Source organism: Pseudomonas germanica, assembly GCF_019614655.1.
GTDB lineage: Bacteria > Pseudomonadota > Gammaproteobacteria > Pseudomonadales > Pseudomonadaceae > Aquipseudomonas > Aquipseudomonas neuropathica.
Genome location: NZ_CP071586.1, coordinates 2,250,871 through 2,271,863, shown reverse-complemented (window position 1 = coordinate 2,271,863; position 20,993 = coordinate 2,250,871). Strand labels below are relative to the sequence as shown.

Here is a 20,993-nt window from a genome sequence, read left to right as displayed (position 1 = left end):
CTTAAAACCAATTCCAGACTTTCAACCCAACCTATTCCCCTCACTGCTCATCCTCATCCTCTTCATACTCCATATCCGCCTCATCCGAATCATTCAACGGCACCGTCGCATCATCCATCAACGATCCCGGGTCCTCATTCCCCGGGTCATTGATAAATGGCAGTCCACTCGAACCTTTCTCTTCCTTGCCTTCGGTTTCAGGAGTCATGGCAACCTCGTCATTTCAGGGAGTGTATGACGTTCGAAAAGCCCTACAGCCAATCGTTCCAGAGTCTGACGAGCAAATGCAAAAAACCCGGCAAAATGCCGGGTTTCCGTTTAACCCACCATCAATGATGGCGGTTTTTATGTTTGTTTTTGTGTTTATGACCGCCGCCCGAATGAGAGCCACCATCGTCACCCAAGTTATTACCGACCGCACCACCCGCCGCACCGCCCAACCCCGCGCCAATGGTCGAACCCGTAGAGCCGCCGAGGCTGTTGCCAACGACCGAGCCACCCGCCGCGCCGAGACCACCGCCAATGGCGGCTTCGGTTCGGTTGCGTTTATTCGCCCCGACGGCACTCCCGGCCGCGCCGCCAACACCCGCACCTACCGCCGCGCCAGTACTGCCACCGAGTTGTCCACCGACCACATTGCCGAGCGCGCCGCCCAAGCCGCCACCCACAGCGGCGGTGCCATCACCAGCGGCCATCGCCCCTTGTGCTACCAGCAAACCGAAAAACAGTGCAGATAATGACAAGCGCATATGAACCTCACAGTTCCCGAAGAGGGACAGTCCGCCCAGACATGGGCCTATGTGAGATTGGAGACGCAAACGGGAAAAACGTTCAGCCATGAAAAAGCCCGACATCGAGCCGGGCTTTTTCTGACAAGGGATTAGTCTCAGTGACGCTTGTGACCTTTGGACAAGTTACTGCCCACTGCGCCGCCCGCCGCACCGCCCAGGCCTGCACCAATGGTCGCACCGGTCTTGCCGCCCAGGCTGTTGCCGATCACCGAACCACCCGCTGCGCCAACACCGCCGCCAATCGCCGCTTTGGTCCGGCTCCCCTTGCGCGCCGCCACTGCGCTGCCCGCCGCGCCTGCTACGCCAGCACCGATTGCCGCGCCAGTGCTGCCGCCCATTTTCTGGCCGACGACATTACCCAGTGCGCCACCCAGACCACCGCCCAGCGCCGCGGTGCCATCACCGGCAGCCATTGCACCTTGAGCAACCAGAAGCCCCAGAACCAGAGCAGGCAGTGTTAAACGCATGACGAAAACCTCAAAAATTGGGATGACAAAAAGGGCCGGGATTTAATGCCGTCGCCGCGCAAAAGTCCAGACGAAATCAGAGGCTTCGCGTACTCGGCGCCGATTGGACAGCGATTCTGCAAAAGGTTTTATGACAGGCAAAAAAAAGCCCGCTGGGGAGACGGGCTGGAGACTTGCTTTCTAACGGATGGCTTCACCCTACCGCGGTAGACGTGAAAAGTTTGTGAAAGCCCCCCCCCCCCGCATTTGCCACCGAAGTGCGTAGGACATTTCTCTCACTCAATCAGCCATAAAAAACCCCGTTCAATGACGGGGTTATGCAGTGACAGATTATTTTCTGGATCGCGCGCTGACCTTGGGTAGAAATTTTGCCTTCGGTCCTTTCGGTGCTGTGGATTTGATCTTGCCGGTCTGCACCCGGTCCTCGCCAAAGCCTGACTGGTACTCGGTCTGACCGCACCGTACACAGTTATTGAAGGAAAATTCAGCGCCATCGTCTTCGATATACGGATCAGTCATACCATCGCCCCTTCGCCACCGGTCGACACCGGCAAAAACCCATTCGCCTGAAAAAATATCGACCTCCAACGCTTTTGAGACTAGCTGGTCATTCCTGGACTTGTTATTCAGATCTCCTGATGCCCGACGAATGGCCTACAAAAACTCAACGCGATGAAGTGCCATTGGTCCTGCACCGCTAAAGAATTGCAGAGACAGGCCGTTGACCTTTTTCATACAAATGAATCTCAAGGAGAGAACATGCAAATCAACGGATTCCCCAATATGCCTGTCGTAAAACTCACGGACGAACAGATCGCAGCCGGCAAGGCTGGCGCTGAAAAACTCAAGGAAAAGATCGCTTCCGGTGAAATCACCATCAAGTCTCCGGGTCCGGATACACCGGTTCTGCAACCAGGGGTCATTTACCATCCCAGCAAGCCAGTCGAACCCAACCCGCCTTCTGATACACCCCCTCTGGTCGCCATTGATACACCACTGACCTATGACGAAAGAGGCACCGTGATCCTCAAGCCACAAGGCTGATCACACAGAAAGATTGAGCCCGTTCAATCTCTGAATGGGCTCACACACCGTCCAACAAACTCAGCGCAACTTCACCGCTGTACCCGTCGCAAACACCACAACCATCCCGCCCTTCCCGCCGGGCATACTGATCTCAAAGTCCACCCCGACTACCGCATCAGCCTGCAGAGCGCGCGCACGCTCCCGTATTTCTTCGGTCGCCTGAATACGCGCCTCCTTCAAAGCCCGCTCCAGCGTCTGCGAACGCCCACCGAAAAAATCACGCATACCGGCAAACATGTCACGGATCACATTGACCCCCTGCACCGACTCGGCACTGACGATGTCCAGATATGCAGTGATCTGCCGGCCTTCAATGGCGTGAGTGGTGGAAATGATCATGGAGTGTCGTCCCTACAAGGATGAATAAATTCGCGATTGTAATGGCTCAAAGCAGACTTCACGCCGCTGCCAATAAAATCCAGACGCCAGAAACCACAAAACCCCTGACTTCTTTCGAAATCAGGGGTTTTGAGTACTGAATATGGCGGTGAAGGAGAGATTCGAACTCTCGATACAGTTTCCTGTATACACACTTTCCAGGCGTGCTCCTTAAGCCACTCGGACACTTCACCGTATCTCTTCAAACATGTTCTGTCTGTCGAGGCGCGCTAATGTAGTCGAAAGCTTTTCCGATGGCAAACTTTTTTTCAGAATTTTCATGCGGTTAAGAGAAAAAGTCGTTTTGCTCGCTGGTAGGCCATGGCAAACCGGCCAATCTTCGGTGGAGGTGACCCTTCTATATAGAAGCAGAATGCCTCGCCGCGCTGGCTACGCCGTGAAACGGTGACTGGCGAGTCAGTCACGGCGCTTTACCTGGCCTGCGGCGGTGGGTAACGTCTGCCCATCTTTCTTACAAGGAATAGCGTCATGAGTGAGTTGATTTCCTACCACCTCGAAGACGGTATCGCGACCCTGACCTTGAGCAACGGCAAGGTCAATGCCATTTCTCCGGACGTGATTGCGGCATTCAACGCGGCGCTGGATCAGGCGGTGACTGATCGTGCCATCGTGATCATCACCGGTCAGCCAGGGATTCTGTCCGGCGGCTATGACCTGAAAGTCATGACCGCCGGCCCTAAGGAAGCCGTATCGCTGGTAACCGCGGGTTCGACCTTGGCGCGTCGCCTGCTCTCTCACCCGTTCCCGGTCATCGTCGCATGCCCAGGTCACGCGGTGGCGAAAGGCGCTTTCATTCTGTTGTCTGCTGATTACCGCATCGGTGTCGATGGCCCGTTCAGCATCGGTTTGAACGAAGTGCAGATCGGCATGACAATGCATAACGCAGGTATCGAGTTGGCGCGTGATCGTCTGCGTCGCTCGGCGTTCCACCGCTCGGTGATCAACGGCGAGATGTTCGATCCGAAAAGCGCCGTGGATGCCGGCTTCCTCGACAAGGTGGTTGCCGCCGAAGAGCTGCAAGGTGCCGCCCTCGCCGCTGCGCGTCAGTTGAAGAAGATCAACATGCTCGCGCACAAGAACACCAAGTTGAAGGTGCGTAAAGCGCTGCTGGAAGCTCTGGATAACGCGATCATCCAGGATCAGGAGCATCTGGGCTAAGCCCGGCTGATGCGCAAAAGAAGCCCGACCGTCGTGTCGGGCTTTTTCTTGCACGCATGGTTTAAAAGTCTGCGACCGCTCTAGGACAGGTCTGACCCTCCATTCTGAAACATGCGCTTAAACATCGGCTATCTCCGCACTCTATAGCGGCAATTGCCGAAAACAGTGCACATCCGTACACTGCGCCACCTTTTGTCCCGGTGGGGCCTGAAAATGCTGTTCGTGTTTCGTATGTTATTGATGGGCCTGCACTTTATTCTGGCCGGCGTGCTCGGGGTGATTCTCGGGATCTGCCGCCCGTTCAATCCGGACAACAGCCGTCTGTGCGCCCGCCTCTATGCGCTACCAGCGATGTGTATTTTGCGTTTACGGGTGAAATCCGATGTCAGCGGTTTGCTGAACAAACCCGATAGCTGCGTGATCATCGCCAACCACCAGTCCAACTATGACCTGTTCGTGTTCGGAAACGTCGTGCCGCGCCGTACCGTGTGCATCGGCAAGAAGAGCCTCAAGTGGGTGCCACTGTTCGGGCAACTGTTCTGGCTGGCCGGCAATGTGTTGATCGACCGTGGCAATGCGCACAAGGCGCGTCAATCGATGCTCACCACCACCAACACCCTGCAGAACAAAGACACCTCGATCTGGGTGTTCCCGGAAGGCACACGCAACCTCGGCGAAGAATTGCTGCCCTTCAAGAAAGGTGCGTTCCAGATGGCAATTGCCGCTGGTGTACCGATCGTTCCGGTTTGCGTGAGCAGTTACATCAAGCACATGCGTCTGAATCGCTGGCGCAGCGGGAAAATCCTCATACGCTCGTTGCCGGCGATTCCTACAGCCGGATTGACCATGGACGACATGCCCATGCTCATCAATCAGTGTCGCGAGCAGATGCGCGAGTGCATTGAATCGATGGATCGGCAACTGCAAGCTGCCTGAAAAGACAACCCGCCCTGTGCGGGTTTTCTTTTACCCGGTGAACTGTACAGATTTCACTGACTCTCAAGCAGCGACACGGCTAAGCTGAAGCCTTGAATTCCCTGCCACCTGCCAAGAAGAAGTGAATCACCACCATGGGTCGAGTTGTTGCTGCTGCGGTGTACAGCGCAGGCAAGAAAGTCACCAATATTACCCTCGACGAAGGCGCTGCCTGGGCTGCGAAAACCGGTCACTTTGTGTGGATCGGTCTGGAAGAGCCGGACGCTCAAGAGCTGTCCAACCTGCAACGTCAGTTCAACCTGCACGAACTGGCCATTGAAGACGCCCTGGAAAAACACAGTCGACCGAAGCTCGAAACCTTTGGCGACGCTTTGTTTATCGTCACCTACTCCCCCATCCGCGAGAACGGCGTTCTGCAATTTATCGAGACGCACATCTTTGCGGGCAAGGGCTACATCATCACCGCGCGTAATGGCCACTCGGCGTCCTACGCCCATGTACGCCAACGTTGTGAGGCACGTCCACTGCTGCTGGAGCACGGGGAAGATTTCGTACTTTATGCGTTGCTCGATTTTGTCATCGAGAACTATCAGCCAGTCGGCGAAGCGATCCATGCCGAGATCGATGAGCTGGAGCGCAACGTGTTGTGCAGCGCGTTGAATGAGCATGACATTCAGAGGCTGCATGGCTTGCGCCGCGATGTCGTACGCCTGCGTCGGTACGCGGCGCCGATGGTGGAGATTGGCGAGGAACTGCAGAAGCTGAGTTTCCCGTTTATCGACAAGAACATGCGCCCGTACTTTCGTGATGTGCAGATTCACGTCACGCGGCAAATGGAAGACCTGACCACCTTGGCCGACATTGCCAGCCAGACCATCGAGATTGGTGTGTTGCTCGAGGCGTCACGGCAAAGCGTGGTGCAACGCAAGTTTGCTGCCTGGGCGGCGATTCTGGCGTTTCCGACGGCGGTTGCGGGGATTTACGGGATGAATTTCCAGAACATGCCGGAGTTGAGCTGGCACTACGGCTATTTCGGAGTGCTGGGGTTTATTACGGTGGGGTGTGTGAGTTTGTGGGCAAGCTTCAAGAGGTCTGGATGGTTGTAGAGCAGACAGAGTTGTCTGGAACATTCGCGAGCAGGCTCGCTCCCACATTGATCGGTGGCGCACCGGAAATCCAATGTGGGCGCGAGCCTGCTCGCGAAGCTTTTGGCCTTAGACAGTTTCTGGTTTGTGCGCCACAAAACGCATCATCCACTCCGCAACCGTAGCGCCATGGTGTTCCTGCTCCAGGCTCGCCACACCTTTGCTGTAGATTTGCGAACCCAGCGCTTCCTGACGCAGATCCAGCAGCGCCCGCGAATAATCATGGATGAACTCCGGGTGCCCCTGGAAGCACAGCACCTGATCGTTGATGTGATACGCCGCAAACGGGCAGAAATCACTCGAAGCAATGACGGTGGCGTTTTCCGGTAGCGCAGTGACCTGATCCTGGTGACTGATCAGTAGCGTCAGCTCTTCGCGTACCGGGTTCATCCACGGCGCCTTGGCCGCGAGTTTGTAGTTGTGGGTACCGACACCCCAACCCTGGGTCGCGCGCTCGCTCTTGCCGCCGAGCAGCAGCGCCAGCAGTTGATGGCCGAAGCATACGCCGAGCAGTTTGTCGCCGCGCTCGTAGCGGCTCAGCAGGTATTCCTTGAGGGTTTGAATCCACGGGTCAGTGCCGAACGAATCGGCCTTGCTGCCGGTGACCAGGTACGCGTCGAAGGTCTGGTCGTCGCTTGGGTATTCGCCCTGCATCACGTTGTAGACGGTGAACTCGGCGGCAATCGGTTGCTGTGAGAACAGGCGCTGGAACATCTGCCCGTAACCCTGATATTGATCGACCAGTTCTGGACGCAGGATGTCGGTTTCCAGAATGCAGATGCGTAGCGACATAAAAAATACCTGACACGTGATGGGAATAATGAACACCCCAGAGCCTGCCTTGAAACCCCCTGGCAAGGCAAGCCCCGGAATGCGCGTTGTCCTTAGAACATTTCACCTTTTGCCGCTTTGTCCAGCAGCAGCGCGGGCGGTGCGAAACGCTCGCCATACTGCTCAGCCAGATACTGCGCGCGGGCGACGAAATCTTTCACTCCGTATTGGTTGATGAACTGCAACGCACCGCCGGTCCACGGCGCAAAACCGATACCGAAGATCGAGCCGACGTTGGCATCCGCCGTCGAGGTCAGCACGCCCTCTTCCACACAACGCACCGTTTCAATGGCCTGCACGAACAACAGCCGATCACGCACGTCTTTAGGCGAAATCTGCCCGTCGGGCTTCTCGAAGCGCGGCTTCAGCTCGGGCCACAAATGTTTCTGCGCGCCGACCGGATAATCATAGAAGCCGCCACCCGCAGCTTTGCCCGAACGCTTGTACTCGTGAAGCAGCAAGTCAATCACGGCGAAGGCCGGGTGTTCAATCAGCGGTTTCCCTTCTGCCTGTAGGTCCTTGGCGGTTTGCTGACGGATATGGCTCATCAGGCTGAGGGAAACTTCGTCAGAGATCGCCAGAGGCCCGACCGGCATCCCGGCCTTGCGCGCTTCGGTCTCGATCATCGGCGCGCTCACGCCTTCGCCGAGCATGGCGATACCTTCGTTGGTGAAGGTGCCGAAGACGCGTGAAGTAAAGAAGCCGCGACTATCGTTGACGACGATCGGGGTTTTCTTGATTTGCAGGACGAAATCAAAACCTCGGGCAAGCGTTTCATCGGTGGTCTGTGCACCTTTGATGATTTCCACCAGCGGCATTTTTTCCACCGGACTGAAGAAATGCAGGCCGATGAATTTGCCAGGATCAGGCACAGCCTTTGCCAGCCCGGTAATAGGCAACGTCGATGTATTCGAAGCGATGACCGCTTCGGCGCCGACAACTTGCTGGGCGGCAGAGGAAACCCTGGCCTTGAGATCGCGATCCTCAAACACCGCTTCGATGATCAGATCGCAACCCGCGAGATCCGCATCACTTTCGGATGGGGTGATCCGCGCCAACATCTCATCACGCTTCAAAGCATCCATCTGCCCACGGGCGACTTTCTTGTCCAGCAACGCCGCAGAATGTGCTTTGCCTTTCTCGGCGGCAACCAAATTGACATCCTTAAGCACCACTTCAATGCCCACCGAAGCACTGACAAAGGCAATACCCGCGCCCATCATCCCTGCGCCAAGCACGCCGACCTTACGCGTGACATACGGCGCAAAACCCTGCGGCCGCGAACCACCAGCATTGATCTCGTTGAGTTGAAACCAGAACGTGCCAATCAGGTTTTTCGAGATCTGCCCGGTGGTCAGTTCGGTGAAGTAACGGGTTTCGATCAAGTGCGCGGTGTCGAAATCGACCTGAGCGCCCTCGACTACCGCGCAGAGGATTTTCTCCGGCGCCGGCATTGTCCCTTGGGTCTTGCTACGCAGAATCGACGGCGCAATCGCCAGCATCTGCGCGACTTTCGGATTCGACGGCGTACCGCCCGGAATCTGATAACCCTTCACATCCCAGCGCTGCACTGCCGTCGGATTGGCAACGATCCAGGCGCGCGCCTTGGCCAGCAATTCATCGCGATCCGCCGCCAGCTCATCAATCAAACCCGCCTGCAACGCCTGTTGCGAACGCACTTTCTTGCCTTCGAGTAAATACGGCAGCGCTTTTTCGATGCCAAGCATACGCACCATGCGCACCACCCCGCCGCCGCCCGGCAACAGGCCGAGAGTTACTTCCGGCAGACCGAGTTGCACTGATGCATCGTCCAGCGCCACGCGGTGGTGACAGGCGAGGCAGATTTCCCAACCGCCACCCAGCGCCGCGCCGTTGATCGCCGCGACCACCGGTTTGCCGAGGGTCTCTAGGGTGCGTAACTGCGCTTTGAGGGTCAGCACCATGTCGTAGAAGGCTTTGGCTTCGGGCTTGCCGATCTTGATCAGCTCCTTAAGGTCGCCGCCGGCAAAGAAGGTTTTCTTCGCCGAGGTGATGATGACCCCGGCAATCTGGTCTTTTTCAGTCACCAGACGGGCAACGCAAGCGGCCATGGCCTCGCGGTAAACGGCGTTCATGGTGTTGGCGCTCTGGCCCGGCATGTCGATGGTCAGCACGACGATCGCGTCCTGGCCTTTTTCGTAACGAATGGCTTCGCTCATAACAAGGTTCCTTGAATTCGGGGCTCAGAGGCGTTCGATGATGGTGGCAATGCCCATGCCGCCGCCGACGCACAGCGTCGCCAGGCCATAGCGCAGACGCCGCGCTTCCAGCTCATCGAGCAAGGTGCCGAGGATCGCGCAACCGGTCGCGCCCAGCGGGTGGCCCATAGCGATGGAACCGCCGTTGACGTTGACCTTGTCCGGGTCGACCGCCATGTCCTTGATGAACTTCAGCACCACCGAGGCAAACGCTTCGTTGACCTCGAACAGGTCGATGTCTTCAACGCGCAGCCCGGCCTTCGCCAGTGCCTTGCGCGTTGCCGGCGCCGGGCCGGTGAGCATGATGGTCGGATCGGTGCTGGTGACCGCCGTGGCGACAATGCGCGCCCGAGGTTGCAGGCCCAGCGCACGCCCCTTGGATTCGGAGCCGATCAGCATCAGTGCTGCACCGTCGACGATCCCTGAGCTGTTGCCCGGGGTGTGCACGTGATTGATGCGTTCGACATGGCTGTAGACCCGCAGCGCCGTGGCGTCAAAACCCATCTGGCCGATCATTTCGAAACTCGGCTTGAGCTTGCCCAAGCCTTCCAGAGTCGACTCGGCACGAATGAACTCATCGTGATCGAGCAGAATGATGCCGTTCTGGTCCTGCACCGGCACCAGCGACTTGTTGAACGAGCCGTCAGCCCGGGCCCGCGCGGCCTTCTGTTGCGAGTGCAGCGCATAGGCATCGACGTCCTGACGGCTGAAGCCTTCCAGCGTGGCGATAAGGTCCGCGCCAACACCTTGCGGAGTGAAATGACTGTGCAGGTTGGTTTGCGGGTCCAGCGCCCAGGCGCCACCGTCGCTGCCCATCGGCACCCGCGACATCGACTCGACGCCACCGACCACCACCAGGTCTTCGAAGCCCGAACGCACTTTCATTGCGCCAAGGTTGACCGCTTCGAGTCCCGAGGCGCAGAAACGGTTGATCTGCACACCCGCGACACTGACGTCCCAATCGGCCACTTGCACTGCGGTTTTGGCGATGTCCGAGCCCTGATCGCCAATCGGCGTCACGCAGCCAATGACCACGTCATCGACCTGACTGGTGTCCAGCGCGGTGCGCGCTTGCAGCGCGGCCAGCAGACCGGCCAGCAGATTCACCGGTTTGACGCTGTGCAGGGCGCCATCGGCCTTGCCTCTGCCACGGGGCGAGCGTAACGCATCGAATATCAAAGCTTGGGTCATGACGTCCTCGAACCTGTGCGGGGAGTGATTGCTTGTGACTCCACTCTTGACCCGTGCGGCCATGGATTCAATGACCACAGCGCTCAATGCGGTTGACGCACACGCTCAGACGGACGGTCATCGGCAGCTGGGTGAACCGGTTCAGGTCGGCGAGTTGTCTAGCCAGCGGCCGGCAAAGAAGCTGGCAATAAGCCTCATGCCTTTTTTATCGCATCTGGCAAGCATTCCATATGAAATGGATCTAAGCCAAGCGTGACGCGGCCCCTAATGTAGAACATGTACGTCAGGGTCGTCGGGTTTTGCCGAGGCAGACGTTCTTCAACAGGAAGTGCAGCGCTTGCCGTCATGGATATGCAGGCAGGCATCAGGAAATAACAATAAAGGCGGTCAAGCCATGTTCAAACAACCGAAAGTTCGTCAAGCAGGGCTCATTCTTTTCGCCACGACGCTGTTGTTGATTTTGCCGAATCTGACCAAGGTCATCGGCTGAGTCGAGCGGCAGGCGCTGTTCATCGCCACTGAAAATGTGACTGGCCCGCTACCCGGGCCAGCGTGGCTGTGCCAACCTTGGCGCACTCTCACGACATGGACGGCGATCATTTGAAAGCGCTCATTGTGTTCGGGGCCATGCTGCTGAGCATGCCCTTGTCTGCCGCCCAGTTGGATCTGCAACTGGGCGCAAGCAGCCGCACCTGGCAGACCGAGGAATTGCTCAAGCATCCTCAAGTGCAAACCCTGACGATCAAAAACGATGTGTCCTACAAGAAGGACATGACTTATCGCGCCGTGCCTGTGGCCGCATTACTGACAGGGATCAAACCGCAGGATCACCTGCAAGCGGTGGCACTGGACGGCTTTGCCGCCGAGTTGTCAGCTGCGCCGTTGCTTAATACAACAGGTGCGCGAGCATGGCTGGCCATCGAAGATCCGGCGCAGCCGTGGCCACCGCTGTCGGAAGGCAAGCACAGCGCCGGGCCGTTCTACCTGGTCTGGACCGATCCGCAGGCCGGCAATATCAGCCCGGAGCAGTGGCCGTTCGAAGTCGCGAGCATCAAGCGCATGGCGCCGGTGGCCGAACGCTTCCCTGCCCTGCTGCCGGATCCTGCGTTGAAGGCAGATGACCCGGTGAATCAAGGGTTTGCGCTGTTTCAGAAAAACTGTCTGGCGTGTCACCGGTTGAACGGTGCGGGTGATGCGCAATTCGGGCCGGATCTGAATATTCCTTACAGCCCGACCGAGTATTTCGGCGCGGACTTCCTCAAGCGCTACATTCGTGATCCGCAGAGTTTGCGTCAGTGGCCGCAGGCGAAGATGCCAGGGTTTTCGGTGGAGGTGTTACCGGAGGGGGATCTGGAAATGCTGGTGGGATATCTCAAGCACATGGCCGGGCGCAAGGTTAAGCCCTGAGCACATTTCCTTAAAGGAGTGAGCCTGCTCGCGATAGCGGTGTATCAGTCAGCACATTTGTAACTGACAGACCGCTATCGCGAGCAGGCTCGCTCCCACAGGGGTACGGCGTTTACTGTTGTTGCACCGAGATGATCGGAGTTGGCGAGACGAACACTTTCGCATGCATCTGCTCACACCCACCGCCCCGGCGCATACCGCGCACCGGGCAGGCATCCAGATAATCCAGACCTACCGCCAGTTTCAGATGGCGCTCGGGCCGCGCCAGTTCATTGGTCACATCAAAGCTGTACCAGGCGTCATCCAGCCACGCTTCAGCCCAGGCGTGGCTGGCCAGATGCTCGCAATCCTCGCTGTACAGATACCCCGACACATAACGCGACGGAATCCCGAGACTGCGTGCGCAAGCCAGAAACGCGTGAGCATGATCCTGGCAAACACCCGCACGCCCGGCGAAGGCCTCGGCGGCGCTGGTGTCGACCTCGGTGGACCCCGGCGTGTAGGTCATGTGCTGATTCAAGCCGTGCATCAGATCGATCAGCGCTGTGCGATCACGCCGCTGCTTGCAGGATTTCTCGGCGAACGCGCGTAACGCCTCATCCGCCTCGGTCAAACGGGTAAAGCGCAGGAACGGCAGCGCCGACTGGCTCTCATGCTCGGCCTCGCGCAGTTCGTCGATATCGACCTGCCCGCGCGCACCAATGATGATCGCTTCGTGCGGCTCGTCCATGGTCAGCACATGCAGGATATTGCCGAACGGATCGAGTTGCGCACGCACCGGGCGCGGCAGATCGAGCTGCCAGCTCAACACGTGTTGACGTTCGCTATCGTGTGGCGTCAGTCGCAGGTACTGGATGCTCGCCCGCACCTGATCCTCGTAGTGATAGGTGGTCTCGTGGCTTATGGAAAGTCTCATGCAGCCTCCAGGTAGGAACTGTGAATGGCGTTGCCCAACTGGCGCACCAGCGGGATGAATTCGGTCAGCCACGCGTGCAGGCCTTCCTCGAGAATTTCGTTGATGCCGGTGTAGCGCAGGCGCGCGTCCATCTCTGCCGCCAGACGCTGTGCCGGACGGCCATTGGCACCGGGCAGTTGCGCGAGAATCTGATCGATCTCTTCGGTGCAGGCACGCAGTGAACGCGGTACATCGGCACGCAACAGCAACAACTCGGCAACATGCCGGGCGCCGGGCGCATCGCGGTAGATTTCGGTGTAGGCCTCGAATGACGACAAGGCGCGCAGCAAGGCGCTCCACTGGTAGTAGGCGTGGGCCGTACCGTCGCTGACTGCTTCAGCCTGATCGCCAGCCATTTCATAGCGCGCATCGAGCAATCGCAGGGTGTTGTCCGCGCGTTCGATGAACGTACCGAGGCGAATGAAACGAAACGCATCATTACGCATGATCGTGCCGTACGACGCACCACGGAACAGGTGCGAACGTTCCTTGATCCATTCGCAGAAACGGCTCATGCCATAGCGACTGAGGCCCTGTTCGGCGATGCCGCGAATTTCCAGCCACGTCGAATTGATGTTCTCCCACATGTCCGCCGTGATGCGCCCACGCACCGCATGGGCACTGGCCCGCGCCGCGCCGAGGCAGCTGTAAATGCTCGCCGGGTTAGCCGCATCGAGGGCAAAAAAATGCAGCAGACGCTCAGCATGTAGCGCGCCATGGCGCTCGAGGTAATCGTCAAGGGTACCGGTGATCAGCAACGGCATGGCCAATTCGTGCAAACCATCGCCACGACCGTCCTGCGGCATCAGCGACAGCGAATAACTGATGTCGAGCATCCGGGCGAGGTTTTCCGCCCGCTCCAGGTAACGCGACATCCAATACAGATCCGAGGCAGTTCTACTTAACATGGCAAGCTTCCTTCAATCCTCGACCACCCAGGTGTCCTTGGTTCCGCCACCCTGGGAGGAATTCACCACCAAGGAGCCTTCGCGCAGCGCCACACGGGTCAAACCGCCGGGAACCACCCGGGTTTCGCGCCCGGACAAGACAAACGGACGCAAGTCGATATGGCGCGGCGCGATGCCGTTTTCGACAAAGGTCGGACAGGTCGACAGCGACAGCGTCGGTTGCGCGATGTACGCATGGGGTTTGGCTTTGATCCGTTCGCGGAAAGTATCGATTTCCGCTTTCGTCGATGCCGGCCCGACCAACATTCCGTAACCGCCTGAGCCTTGGGTTTCCTTGACCACCAGATCTGGAAGATTGGCCAGCACATGAGAAAGTTCAGACGGGTTGCGGCATTGCCAGGTCGGTACGTTCTTCAAAATCGGCTCTTCGTCGAGGTAGAACCGGATCATGTCAGTAACGAACGGATACACCGATTTGTCGTCCGCTACGCCGGTGCCGATGGCGTTGGCCAGCACCACGTTGCCCGAGCGATAAGAGGACAGCAGCCCCGGCACACCGAGCATCGAATCGGGATTGAACGCCAGTGGATCGAGAAACGCGTCGTCGAGCCGACGGTAGATAACGTCCACCGCTTTCGGGCCGTCCGTAGTGCGCATGAAAACTTTGTCGTCGCGAACGAACAGATCCGCGCCTTCCACCAACTCCACGCCCATTTCCCGCGCCAGGAATGCGTGCTCGAAGAACGCACTGTTGAAGCGCCCCGGCGTCAGCACCACCACGCTCGGGTCATCGATCGGACTTGAGCTTTTCAGGGTGTCGAGCAACAGGTTCGGGTAGTGATCGATCGGGGCAATACGCTGCGCGGCGAACAGCTCCGGGAACAGGCGCATCATCATCTTGCGGTCTTCGAGCATGTAGCTGACGCCGCTCGGTGTACGCAGGTTGTCTTCGAGCACGTAATAAGTGCCGTCGCCGTCGCGCACCAGATCGACGCCGGAGATGTGCGAATAGATATCGCGGTGCAGATCCAGGCCTTGCATCGCCAACTGATATTGCTCGTTGGCCAGCACCTGTTCGGCGGGAATGATCCCGGCCTTGATAATGCGCTGCTCGTGATAGAGGTCGGCGAGGAACATGTTCAACGCCTTGACCCGCTGGATGCACCCGCGCTCGACGATTCGCCATTCACTGGCAGGGATGCTGCGCGGGATGGTGTCGAAAGGAATCAGGCGCTCGGTGCCCTGCTCGTCGCCATAGAGCGTGAACGTGATGCCGGCGCGATGGAACAGCAGATCGGCCTCGCGTCGCCGCTGGGCCAACAGCTCATCCGGCGTATCAGCCAGCCATCGGGCGAACTCCCGATAATGCGGGCGAACCTGGCCGCCGGCATCGTACATCTCATCAAAATAGGTGCGGATCATGCCGTACTCCTTGTCACCCGGACATACAGGCCTTCGCAAGGCCCGTGCCATCGGCATAAACGCTTTGATTTCAATCGGTTGGAAATACACGCAGCAGGCACCGCACCATTCCTGTGCGGCAAATGCCCCAACCGGATTGCCCCCGCTTCATTGCGACGCACTGCATCGCCTATCACCAGCATAGTCAGAGTTGATTTCACTGCCCGGCGCTGCCTGCGGATAATCCGCACATTCGCTGCAAATCTTCACCGGCCCCGGCGCCATGAAGCGGCCAGCTCAACTGATTGGGATCGACTCGGCGGCCCGCCCCGCTGTAACCCTGACCGGTTTCCTCTCCTTATCGGTCTTCCCTTTTAGCCACCCTCTCCGGTGGCTTTTTTTTGCCTCGGTTTCTTGTTTCAGGGTTTTGCCACAGCGTTTTGCTTATGCCGGAAATGACAACGGCCAACCCGAAGGTCAGCCGTTGCTCAACAAATGAAACCAGAGATCAGTTCAAACGGTGGCGGTTGCGCACCTCCTGCTTCACACCCCAGCCTTCGATAATGCCACCCAGAGGTTCAACCACGGCAGAGAATCCCTGCTCGAAGTCGCCGATATCGTCATATGTCGCGTACATCACTTTGCTCAATTCCAGCGCCCACGCACCGTCATCACGCAGGCTGACCTGGGCATTGATGGATTCACCGCGAAATTTGCCTGCCGCCCTGCGCGCCCGCTCCTCGTCCGGGAAAATTGCGTAGAACTCGATGGGATGGAATCGGGAAAAATCGAAACCGCCTTCTTTCATGCGGCGCAGAACATTGCTGCTGATGTCTTCTTGATAGGCTGTGCTCATGAATCGTCCCCCTCGCATAGATGGATAGACTTTCCGTATTCCCGCCCCGGGCCTTTGGCCAAAGTACGACGGCAACGTGGTTGCACGCGGGAACAAGCATGTAGCTGACAAGACCAGACCTTAGCGATCCGTTCGCTGATCTCGCTTGCAGAGTAGCCCCAAGATAGAGCTGCTGCCAAGGCCTGGTGTTGAAGGTGACAAGAAGTATTTCAGATTGGGGTGATGCTGCGGATTTCGATGCTGTTCTGGGTTTTCAGGCTTTTGACGCCAGCATCGGCGGTGCGCCCTTCCAGATCGTTCAGATCCAGTTCGGCGGCGACGGGCAGGAGCCGTGCCTTGATCAATCGAGCGGCCTCATCGTCGCTGGGGCATTCCGCGCGCTCGAACACCTCATCGACAATTTCACCATGATCGTCCACGAAAGTGACTTTCCACTTTTGCATCGGTGCCTCCTCGATCAAACCCGCAAATGGGCTTACACCTATCTCGACTGTGTACGCCGAAAGTTGGTTCAAAAGGATTACAACGGGCGAAGATGAAAAAAACGACATCGACTGTAGGAGTGAGCCTGCTCGCGGTAGCGATTTCTCATCCAACGCTGATGTTGGTAGACAAACCGTAATCGCGAGCAGGCTCACTCCTACAAAGACTTGCAGCGATTATTCAGTCGTTGCTTGGCTTGTTGATCGCCTGCAGCACGTACTGCGGCAAGGCGAACGCACCAATGTGGATTTCCGGGTTGTAGTAGCGGGTGACGATGCCGCTGCCGATGAAGCGCTGTTGCAGGGTTTCACGGCTCAGTTTGCGGTACGCCGGATTGGTCGAGCCCCAGGCGAAAGTCATCGAGCCGCCGATGTAGGTCGGCACGGCTGCCTGGTAGAAGTGCCAGTCCGGGAACAGGCTGTTCAGGCGACCGGCAGTGGTTTTCACTTCGTCAATCTGCATGAACGGCGTACCGTTCTGGGTCACGAGGATACCGCCCTCGTTCAGGCAGCGATGGCACGCCTGATAGAAGTTCTCCGAGAACAACACTTCGCCCGGGCCGATCGGGTCGGTGGAGTCGGAGATGATCACGTCGAATTTTTCCGTGGTGGTGGCGACGAAACGCATGCCGTCGTCAATCACCAGGTTCAGGCGCGGATCGTCGTAGGCGCCGCTGGAGTGGTTCGGCAGGAACTCTTTGCACATATCGACCACGGTGCCGTCGATCTCGACCATGGTGATGTGCTCGACACCGGCATGCTTGGTCACTTCACGGAGCATGCCGCCGTCACCGCCACCAATGATCAGCACGCGCTTGGCGCTGCCGTGGGCGAGGATTGGCACGTGGGTGAGCATTTCGTGATAGATGAATTCGTCGGCTTCGGTGGTCTGGATCACGCCGTCCAGCGCCATCACCCGGCCCATGCGCGGGTTCTGGAAAATCACCAGGTGCTGGTGTTCGGTGCGCACTTCGTGCAGCAGTTTTTCCATGCGAAAACGCTGGCCGTAGCCTTCGTAGAGGGTTTCCAGGTACTCGCTGGTTTTGGTGACGGTCATGGTGAAGTGCTCCGATGAATGCGCGGGCGCCAATCGTGGGGACGATTGCCCGGGAAAGGCGCGCATTCTACGTTGCCGAAGATGACAGGTCGAACCTCACAACCACAATCCCCCTGTAGGAGCTGCCGAAGGCTGCGATCTTTTGATCTTGTTTTTTACAATCAACATCAAAAGATCGCAGCCTTCGGCAGCTCCCACAGGGGTATTGCGGTGTTAGCTGATTCAGATCCGCACGTTGCCCCGCGGTCCGGCAATCGCCCAGATGATCAGGCCCAGCACTGGCAGGAGGATGATCAGCAGCACCCAGACGATTTTCATCCCGGTGGTGGCGCCGCTTTTCAGCACATTGATGATGGCCCAGATGTCGAGGGCGAGGATGATCAGACCGATCAGACCGTTGAACGTGGAACCCATGGTGTCGCTCCAGAATAGTGGCATGCACTTTTAGGATAGACGGTCGCGCGCAGGGTTCCCTTTTATTGCTATCTCGCTCAGACGTGCACGGCTATCTTCAGCGCTTCGAGCGATGGCGCAGCGGCGATACCAACTTCGGCGCACAGCTCCAGCACCCGTGACACGTCGTTACCGTAGACCAGCACCAACTGCAGTTCGTCGTCGAGCAACTGGCTGAAGTCCATCAGCGTGTAACCGCCGTTTTCCTTGTTCATGCTGCTCATTTGCACCTGGATGCGGTTGAGTGCAGTCAGGGCTTCGGTCTTGGCCAGTTGCTTGGGTTTGAGGTTGAAATCCACACCAGGGCCGAACGAGGCGACGATCTGTGCAAACAGGTCAACGTAGGTGTCGGCCTGGAACAGCACGGTTTCCGGCAGGCTGCCGACCACGACCCACTCGCCCAACGCAATCGGGAATGTGTCGTCGTAGTTGATGTCCGGATTGGCTGCCAGAAAGGCATCGGCATCGGCGTAGGCTTGCGCGGCTTCGTCAGCCACTTTCACGATCTCGTCCTCGCCCATGCAGCCAGAGCTGATTTTGCTGATGAGTTCGACGAGTGCGGCTTTCATGAGGGCTGATCCTGTGGCGAAGGTGAATTTCGAGGGCGCGGAGGATAGCGCACAAAGCAAAAGATCGCAGCCTTCGGCAGCTCCTACGTTCAGCGCTCATCCACGGAATGGCAGGCCAACGCGTTCAATGTAGGAGCTGCCGCAAGCTGCGATCTTTTGAGGCCCGTCAGGCCAGCAGTTTTTCCAGCTGCGCGGTGGTATCAACCGCCCCCATCGTGCGGGCCGCATCCAGCGCTGTCACGCCATTGGCGTCCTTGGCTTGCGCGTTTGCGCCTTTGCTAATCAGGTAATCAACGATTTCAACGCGGTTGAACATCGCCGCCATCATCAGCGCCGTACGCCCATCAAACGACGAGCCTTCGATCTCTGCGCCCGCTTCGACCAGCGCCTTGACCACCGGCAGATCGCCTTTGAATGCGGCGCCGGCAATCGGGCTCTGGCCGTTGCCATTGCGCATTTCCGGGTCGGCCTTGTGTTTAAGCAACACCTGCACCGCATCCAGATGGCCGTAATAGCTGGCCAACATCAACAACGTGTCACCCTTGCTGTTCTTCAGGTTGACTGGCAAACCGGCCGTGACCAGGCGATCAAGCATCTCGGCATCACCGTCGCGCGCCTTGTTGAAAACCTGCTCGGTGAATTCGGCAGCTTCTTCAGGGGTCATCTGGCGGCTTTGGTCGGACATGGGGCAACTCCACTTTCGGTCAATCGGAAAGCCGACAGTTTCCCGAGCGAGACGGTGGCTGTCACCCCCTTTTTCTCAAGTCGAGCCATAGCCAGATTCAATAACGATGCTTGCCCTGATGAATTTCCGCCAACACTTCATCGGTGACCCGAACGTAAGTCTGCGTGCCGGGCAGCCATGCGAAGATCGGGTCATCTCCCGTCTGGCCGGGATCGAAGCCCTCGTTCTTGAGTCGGGTTTTCTGGTATTTGAAGGTGCCAGTGGTTTCCATCTTGACCTTCACTCGCAGGAACAACGGCACGGCATAAGCTGGCATGCGCTCCCGGGCAAAAGTCAGCAACTCGGCGAAATCCAGCGTCGCAAGGGATTCCGCCGGGGTGATCGCCGCCATACCGGCGCGGCCGTTGGTATTGCAGATCTCCACGCCATAAGCCACCGCCTCGGAAATATGCGGGTGTTGCAGCAGAAGATTTTCGACTTCGGTGGTCGAGACGTTTTCGCCCTTCCAGCGATAGGTGTCGCCGAGGCGATCGACAAATTGAGCGTGGCCGAAGCCGATGTTGCGTAGCAGGTCGCCGGTGTTGAAAAAACGATCGCCTTTGCTAAACACGTCGTGCAACACGACCTTGGCGGTTTTCTGTGGATCGGTGTAGCCGTCCAATGGAGCTTTTTCATCGATCCGTGCCAGCAAAAGCCCCTGCTCGCCTTTGCCGACCTTGCGCATGAATCCGTCAGGACTGCGGATCGGCTCGCCGCTGTCATGATCGTAGGCGACCAATTCCCAAGCCATCAGGGAGAAACCGATGGTGTTGTCGAAGTTGAGAATGTTGGTGAATCCGATGTTGCCGTCGCTCGCCGCGTACAGCTCACAGATGTGCTCGACGGCAAAACGTGTCTTGAACTCGGCCCAAGCGCCGGGGCGCAAGCCGTTGCCGATCATCTTGCGCACATCGTGACGGCTGTCATCGGCGCTGGCCGGTTGATCGACCAGGTAACGGCACAGCTCGCCGACGTAACCAATGGTGGTTGCACGGTAGCGGCGCACGTCGCTCCAGAACTGACTGGCGCTGAACTTGCGACGGATCGCGAAGCCCGAGGCACCGTTTACCGCCGAACCCCAGCACACGCAAAGACCGGTGGCGTGGTACAGCGGCAAAGTGCAATAGACGACATCGTCTGGACTCATGTTAAGGGCGATCATGCCGAAACTGGCGGAGCTGCGCATCCAGCGCCCATGCTTGAACACCCCGGCCTTGGGCAGGCCGGTGGTGCCGGAGGTATAAATGTAGAAACACGGATCGTCGAAGAAGATCTGCTGGCTGCTCGGCGGATTCTCGCTGGAGGCGTCGGCACTGGCGCTGATCAGATTGACGTACCCGTCGGGCGCAATGCCCGGATGGCTGTAGGTGTCCTGATCGGCGACAAACCAGGTGCGCGGTGCAGTGATCGCTACTTGATCGCGAATCGCCGCATACGCCGCAAGCAGTTCTTCGCCCACAATAATCGCCACCGGCGCCACCAGATTCACACTGTGGACAAGTGTGTCACGCGTCTGCGAGGTGTTGAGCAGCGCGCTGACCGCGCCGACCTTGGCCAGCGCCAGAATGGTCACCAGCAGTTCCGGGCGGTTTTCGATAAACACCGCGACCACGTCGCCCTTGCCGATGCCCTGCCCGTTCAGATAGTGAGCGATGCGGTTGGCCCACTGGTTGACCTGCGCATAGGTCAGCCGCACATCGCCGTGCAATAACGCCGGCCCCTCGGGATTGCGCAGTGTCGCTTGCTCGAATGTCCAGCCAAGGCCACAGCTTTGGGTCGGATCCGTGACGTTGGCCACCTTCATGCCCTTGACCACCCGCGGGATGGCTTTGGCAATCATCGGCAGTTTGCGGAGCATCATGCCCCAGGTAATCGTGTCGCTTGGCGCGTGACTCATGACAACTCCCCGTTCGACCTTGACGTGCAGGTCGATGTTTTTA

General features: G+C 58.2%; 23 protein-coding genes and 1 tRNA gene. 5 read left to right on the top strand and 19 right to left on the bottom strand.

Features of this window, described 5'->3' with window-relative positions; all coding sequences use genetic code 11:
- Window positions 1-40 precede the first annotated feature (40 nt).
- The 4 genes from J0G10_RS10115 to J0G10_RS10100 all read right to left on the bottom strand — a co-directional run bounded on the left by J0G10_RS10115 (window position 41) and on the right by J0G10_RS10100 (window position 1,777).
- Window positions 41-208 (bottom strand): hypothetical protein, encoded by a 168-nt coding sequence (locus tag J0G10_RS10115; RefSeq protein WP_007914082.1) that lies wholly within the window; start codon window positions 206-208, stop codon window positions 41-43.
- Between the two features lie 121 nt (window positions 209-329).
- A complete protein-coding gene (locus tag J0G10_RS29960) occupies window positions 330-749 on the bottom strand; it encodes a YMGG-like glycine zipper-containing protein (RefSeq protein ID WP_007914081.1) in 420 nt (139 codons plus the stop codon).
- Window positions 750-886: 137 nt separating this feature from the next.
- The gene (locus tag J0G10_RS10105) at window positions 887-1,258 is read right to left on the bottom strand and encodes a glycine zipper domain-containing protein (protein ID WP_007914079.1); all 372 of its coding nucleotides are present in this window, start codon (window positions 1,256-1,258) and stop codon (window positions 887-889) included.
- Between the two features lie 330 nt (window positions 1,259-1,588).
- Window positions 1,589-1,777 (bottom strand): hypothetical protein, encoded by a 189-nt coding sequence (locus tag J0G10_RS10100; RefSeq protein WP_095050941.1) that lies wholly within the window; start codon window positions 1,775-1,777, stop codon window positions 1,589-1,591.
- Between the two features lie 240 nt (window positions 1,778-2,017).
- Here J0G10_RS10100 and J0G10_RS10095 point away from each other — a divergent pair, with 240 nt between their 5' ends.
- Complete coding sequence (locus J0G10_RS10095; RefSeq protein WP_095050937.1) at window positions 2,018-2,302, top strand: hypothetical protein; 285 nt, start codon at window positions 2,018-2,020, stop codon at window positions 2,300-2,302.
- Window positions 2,303-2,362: 60 nt separating this feature from the next.
- Here J0G10_RS10095 and J0G10_RS10090 read toward each other — a convergent pair whose 3' ends face one another.
- Both J0G10_RS10090 and J0G10_RS10085 read right to left on the bottom strand, forming a co-directional pair.
- Window positions 2,363-2,683, bottom strand: a complete 321-nt coding sequence (locus J0G10_RS10090; protein WP_016985528.1) for a YbjQ family protein — start codon at window positions 2,681-2,683, stop codon at window positions 2,363-2,365.
- A 143-nt stretch (window positions 2,684-2,826) separates the two neighbouring features.
- Window positions 2,827-2,916, bottom strand: a tRNA-Ser gene (locus J0G10_RS10085).
- Window positions 2,917-3,211: 295 nt separating this feature from the next.
- On the opposite strand from J0G10_RS10085, the gene J0G10_RS10080 reads away from it, so the two are divergent.
- The 3 genes from J0G10_RS10080 to J0G10_RS10070 all read left to right on the top strand — a co-directional run bounded on the left by J0G10_RS10080 (window position 3,212) and on the right by J0G10_RS10070 (window position 5,943).
- On the top strand, window positions 3,212-3,901 hold the full coding sequence (locus tag J0G10_RS10080) for a crotonase/enoyl-CoA hydratase family protein (RefSeq protein ID WP_093441795.1): 690 nt from the start codon (window positions 3,212-3,214) through the stop codon (window positions 3,899-3,901).
- A 213-nt stretch (window positions 3,902-4,114) separates the two neighbouring features.
- Window positions 4,115-4,837 carry a lysophospholipid acyltransferase family protein gene (locus J0G10_RS10075; protein ID WP_220558372.1) on the top strand — a complete coding sequence of 241 codons (723 nt, stop codon included), beginning with the start codon at window positions 4,115-4,117 and terminating at the stop codon, window positions 4,835-4,837.
- 134 nt (window positions 4,838-4,971) lie between these two features.
- A complete protein-coding gene (locus tag J0G10_RS10070) occupies window positions 4,972-5,943 on the top strand; it encodes a magnesium and cobalt transport protein CorA (RefSeq protein ID WP_220558371.1) in 972 nt (323 codons plus the stop codon).
- Between the two features lie 108 nt (window positions 5,944-6,051).
- On the opposite strand, the gene J0G10_RS10065 is transcribed toward J0G10_RS10070, so the two are convergent.
- The 3 genes from J0G10_RS10065 to J0G10_RS10055 all read right to left on the bottom strand — a co-directional run bounded on the left by J0G10_RS10065 (window position 6,052) and on the right by J0G10_RS10055 (window position 10,241).
- Window positions 6,052-6,774 (bottom strand): amidotransferase, encoded by a 723-nt coding sequence (locus J0G10_RS10065; RefSeq protein WP_095050934.1) that lies wholly within the window; start codon window positions 6,772-6,774, stop codon window positions 6,052-6,054.
- Between the two features lie 92 nt (window positions 6,775-6,866).
- Window positions 6,867-9,011 (bottom strand): 3-hydroxyacyl-CoA dehydrogenase NAD-binding domain-containing protein, encoded by a 2,145-nt coding sequence (locus J0G10_RS10060; RefSeq protein ID WP_220558370.1) that lies wholly within the window; start codon window positions 9,009-9,011, stop codon window positions 6,867-6,869.
- Between the two features lie 24 nt (window positions 9,012-9,035).
- On the bottom strand, window positions 9,036-10,241 hold the full coding sequence (locus J0G10_RS10055; protein WP_220558369.1) for an acetyl-CoA C-acetyltransferase: 1,206 nt from the start codon (window positions 10,239-10,241) through the stop codon (window positions 9,036-9,038).
- A 585-nt stretch (window positions 10,242-10,826) separates the two neighbouring features.
- On the opposite strand from J0G10_RS10055, the gene J0G10_RS10050 reads away from it, so the two are divergent.
- A complete protein-coding gene (locus J0G10_RS10050) occupies window positions 10,827-11,648 on the top strand; it encodes a c-type cytochrome (protein WP_093441765.1) in 822 nt (273 codons plus the stop codon).
- A gap of 112 nt (window positions 11,649-11,760) precedes the next feature.
- On the opposite strand, the gene J0G10_RS10045 is transcribed toward J0G10_RS10050, so the two are convergent.
- From J0G10_RS10045 to J0G10_RS10000, 10 genes are all read right to left on the bottom strand, one after another.
- The gene (locus tag J0G10_RS10045; protein ID WP_007914065.1) at window positions 11,761-12,564 is read right to left on the bottom strand and encodes a transglutaminase family protein; all 804 of its coding nucleotides are present in this window, start codon (window positions 12,562-12,564) and stop codon (window positions 11,761-11,763) included.
- Complete coding sequence (locus J0G10_RS10040; protein WP_016982907.1) at window positions 12,561-13,511, bottom strand: alpha-E domain-containing protein; 951 nt, start codon at window positions 13,509-13,511, stop codon at window positions 12,561-12,563. Before J0G10_RS10040 ends, J0G10_RS10045 begins: the two co-directional genes overlap by 4 nt.
- Before the next feature lie 12 nt (window positions 13,512-13,523).
- Window positions 13,524-14,933, bottom strand: a complete 1,410-nt coding sequence (locus tag J0G10_RS10035) for a circularly permuted type 2 ATP-grasp protein (RefSeq protein ID WP_220558368.1) — start codon at window positions 14,931-14,933, stop codon at window positions 13,524-13,526.
- A 487-nt stretch (window positions 14,934-15,420) separates the two neighbouring features.
- A complete protein-coding gene (locus J0G10_RS10030) occupies window positions 15,421-15,768 on the bottom strand; it encodes a ribonuclease E inhibitor RraB (protein WP_093441760.1) in 348 nt (115 codons plus the stop codon).
- Window positions 15,769-15,977: 209 nt separating this feature from the next.
- On the bottom strand, window positions 15,978-16,211 hold the full coding sequence (locus J0G10_RS10025) for a hypothetical protein (protein WP_007914057.1): 234 nt from the start codon (window positions 16,209-16,211) through the stop codon (window positions 15,978-15,980).
- Between the two features lie 220 nt (window positions 16,212-16,431).
- Window positions 16,432-17,307: a polyamine aminopropyltransferase gene (gene speE / locus J0G10_RS10020; protein ID WP_016982904.1), complete on the bottom strand. Its 876-nt coding sequence runs from the start codon at window positions 17,305-17,307 to the stop codon at window positions 16,432-16,434.
- A 222-nt stretch (window positions 17,308-17,529) separates the two neighbouring features.
- A complete protein-coding gene (locus J0G10_RS10015) occupies window positions 17,530-17,721 on the bottom strand; it encodes a PLDc N-terminal domain-containing protein (protein WP_007914053.1) in 192 nt (63 codons plus the stop codon).
- A 77-nt stretch (window positions 17,722-17,798) separates the two neighbouring features.
- A complete protein-coding gene (locus J0G10_RS10010) occupies window positions 17,799-18,329 on the bottom strand; it encodes a hypothetical protein (RefSeq protein WP_220558367.1) in 531 nt (176 codons plus the stop codon).
- Window positions 18,330-18,495: 166 nt separating this feature from the next.
- Window positions 18,496-19,014: an ankyrin repeat domain-containing protein gene (locus tag J0G10_RS10005; RefSeq protein WP_095050929.1), complete on the bottom strand. Its 519-nt coding sequence runs from the start codon at window positions 19,012-19,014 to the stop codon at window positions 18,496-18,498.
- A 97-nt stretch (window positions 19,015-19,111) separates the two neighbouring features.
- On the bottom strand, window positions 19,112-20,950 hold the full coding sequence (locus tag J0G10_RS10000) for a long-chain-acyl-CoA synthetase (RefSeq protein WP_095050928.1): 1,839 nt from the start codon (window positions 20,948-20,950) through the stop codon (window positions 19,112-19,114).
- Window positions 20,951-20,993: the final 43 nt, after the last annotated feature.

What these genes read in the sequence shown, in the direction of transcription:
- J0G10_RS10040 (WP_016982907.1), bottom strand. Translation starts at nt 13,511, where the DNA reads ATGTTAAGTAGAACTGCCTCGGATCTGTATTGGATGTCGCGTTACCTG.
- J0G10_RS10025 (WP_007914057.1), bottom strand. Translation starts at nt 16,211, where the DNA reads ATGCAAAAGTGGAAAGTCACTTTCGTGGACGATCATGGTGAAATTGTC.
- J0G10_RS10095 (WP_095050937.1), top strand. Translation starts at nt 2,018, where the DNA reads ATGCAAATCAACGGATTCCCCAATATGCCTGTCGTAAAACTCACGGAC.
- J0G10_RS10045 (WP_007914065.1), bottom strand. Translation starts at nt 12,564, where the DNA reads ATGAGACTTTCCATAAGCCACGAGACCACCTATCACTACGAGGATCAG.
- J0G10_RS10115 (WP_007914082.1), bottom strand. Translation starts at nt 208, where the DNA reads ATGACTCCTGAAACCGAAGGCAAGGAAGAGAAAGGTTCGAGTGGACTG.
- J0G10_RS10035 (WP_220558368.1), bottom strand. Translation starts at nt 14,933, where the DNA reads ATGATCCGCACCTATTTTGATGAGATGTACGATGCCGGCGGCCAGGTT.
- J0G10_RS10100 (WP_095050941.1), bottom strand. Translation starts at nt 1,777, where the DNA reads ATGACTGATCCGTATATCGAAGACGATGGCGCTGAATTTTCCTTCAAT.
- J0G10_RS10090 (WP_016985528.1), bottom strand. Translation starts at nt 2,683, where the DNA reads ATGATCATTTCCACCACTCACGCCATTGAAGGCCGGCAGATCACTGCA.
- J0G10_RS10030 (WP_093441760.1), bottom strand. Translation starts at nt 15,768, where the DNA reads ATGAGCACAGCCTATCAAGAAGACATCAGCAGCAATGTTCTGCGCCGC.
- speE (WP_016982904.1), bottom strand. Translation starts at nt 17,307, where the DNA reads ATGACCGTCACCAAAACCAGCGAGTACCTGGAAACCCTCTACGAAGGC.
- J0G10_RS10055 (WP_220558369.1), bottom strand. Translation starts at nt 10,241, where the DNA reads ATGACCCAAGCTTTGATATTCGATGCGTTACGCTCGCCCCGTGGCAGA.
- J0G10_RS10070 (WP_220558371.1), top strand. Translation starts at nt 4,972, where the DNA reads ATGGGTCGAGTTGTTGCTGCTGCGGTGTACAGCGCAGGCAAGAAAGTC.
- J0G10_RS10065 (WP_095050934.1), bottom strand. Translation starts at nt 6,774, where the DNA reads ATGTCGCTACGCATCTGCATTCTGGAAACCGACATCCTGCGTCCAGAA.
- J0G10_RS10005 (WP_095050929.1), bottom strand. Translation starts at nt 19,014, where the DNA reads ATGTCCGACCAAAGCCGCCAGATGACCCCTGAAGAAGCTGCCGAATTC.
- J0G10_RS29960 (WP_007914081.1), bottom strand. Translation starts at nt 749, where the DNA reads ATGCGCTTGTCATTATCTGCACTGTTTTTCGGTTTGCTGGTAGCACAA.
- J0G10_RS10000 (WP_095050928.1), bottom strand. Translation starts at nt 20,950, where the DNA reads ATGAGTCACGCGCCAAGCGACACGATTACCTGGGGCATGATGCTCCGC.
- J0G10_RS10050 (WP_093441765.1), top strand. Translation starts at nt 10,827, where the DNA reads ATGGACGGCGATCATTTGAAAGCGCTCATTGTGTTCGGGGCCATGCTG.
- J0G10_RS10080 (WP_093441795.1), top strand. Translation starts at nt 3,212, where the DNA reads ATGAGTGAGTTGATTTCCTACCACCTCGAAGACGGTATCGCGACCCTG.
- J0G10_RS10015 (WP_007914053.1), bottom strand. Translation starts at nt 17,721, where the DNA reads ATGGGTTCCACGTTCAACGGTCTGATCGGTCTGATCATCCTCGCCCTC.
- J0G10_RS10075 (WP_220558372.1), top strand. Translation starts at nt 4,115, where the DNA reads ATGCTGTTCGTGTTTCGTATGTTATTGATGGGCCTGCACTTTATTCTG.
- J0G10_RS10010 (WP_220558367.1), bottom strand. Translation starts at nt 18,329, where the DNA reads ATGAAAGCCGCACTCGTCGAACTCATCAGCAAAATCAGCTCTGGCTGC.
- J0G10_RS10105 (WP_007914079.1), bottom strand. Translation starts at nt 1,258, where the DNA reads ATGCGTTTAACACTGCCTGCTCTGGTTCTGGGGCTTCTGGTTGCTCAA.
- J0G10_RS10060 (WP_220558370.1), bottom strand. Translation starts at nt 9,011, where the DNA reads ATGAGCGAAGCCATTCGTTACGAAAAAGGCCAGGACGCGATCGTCGTG.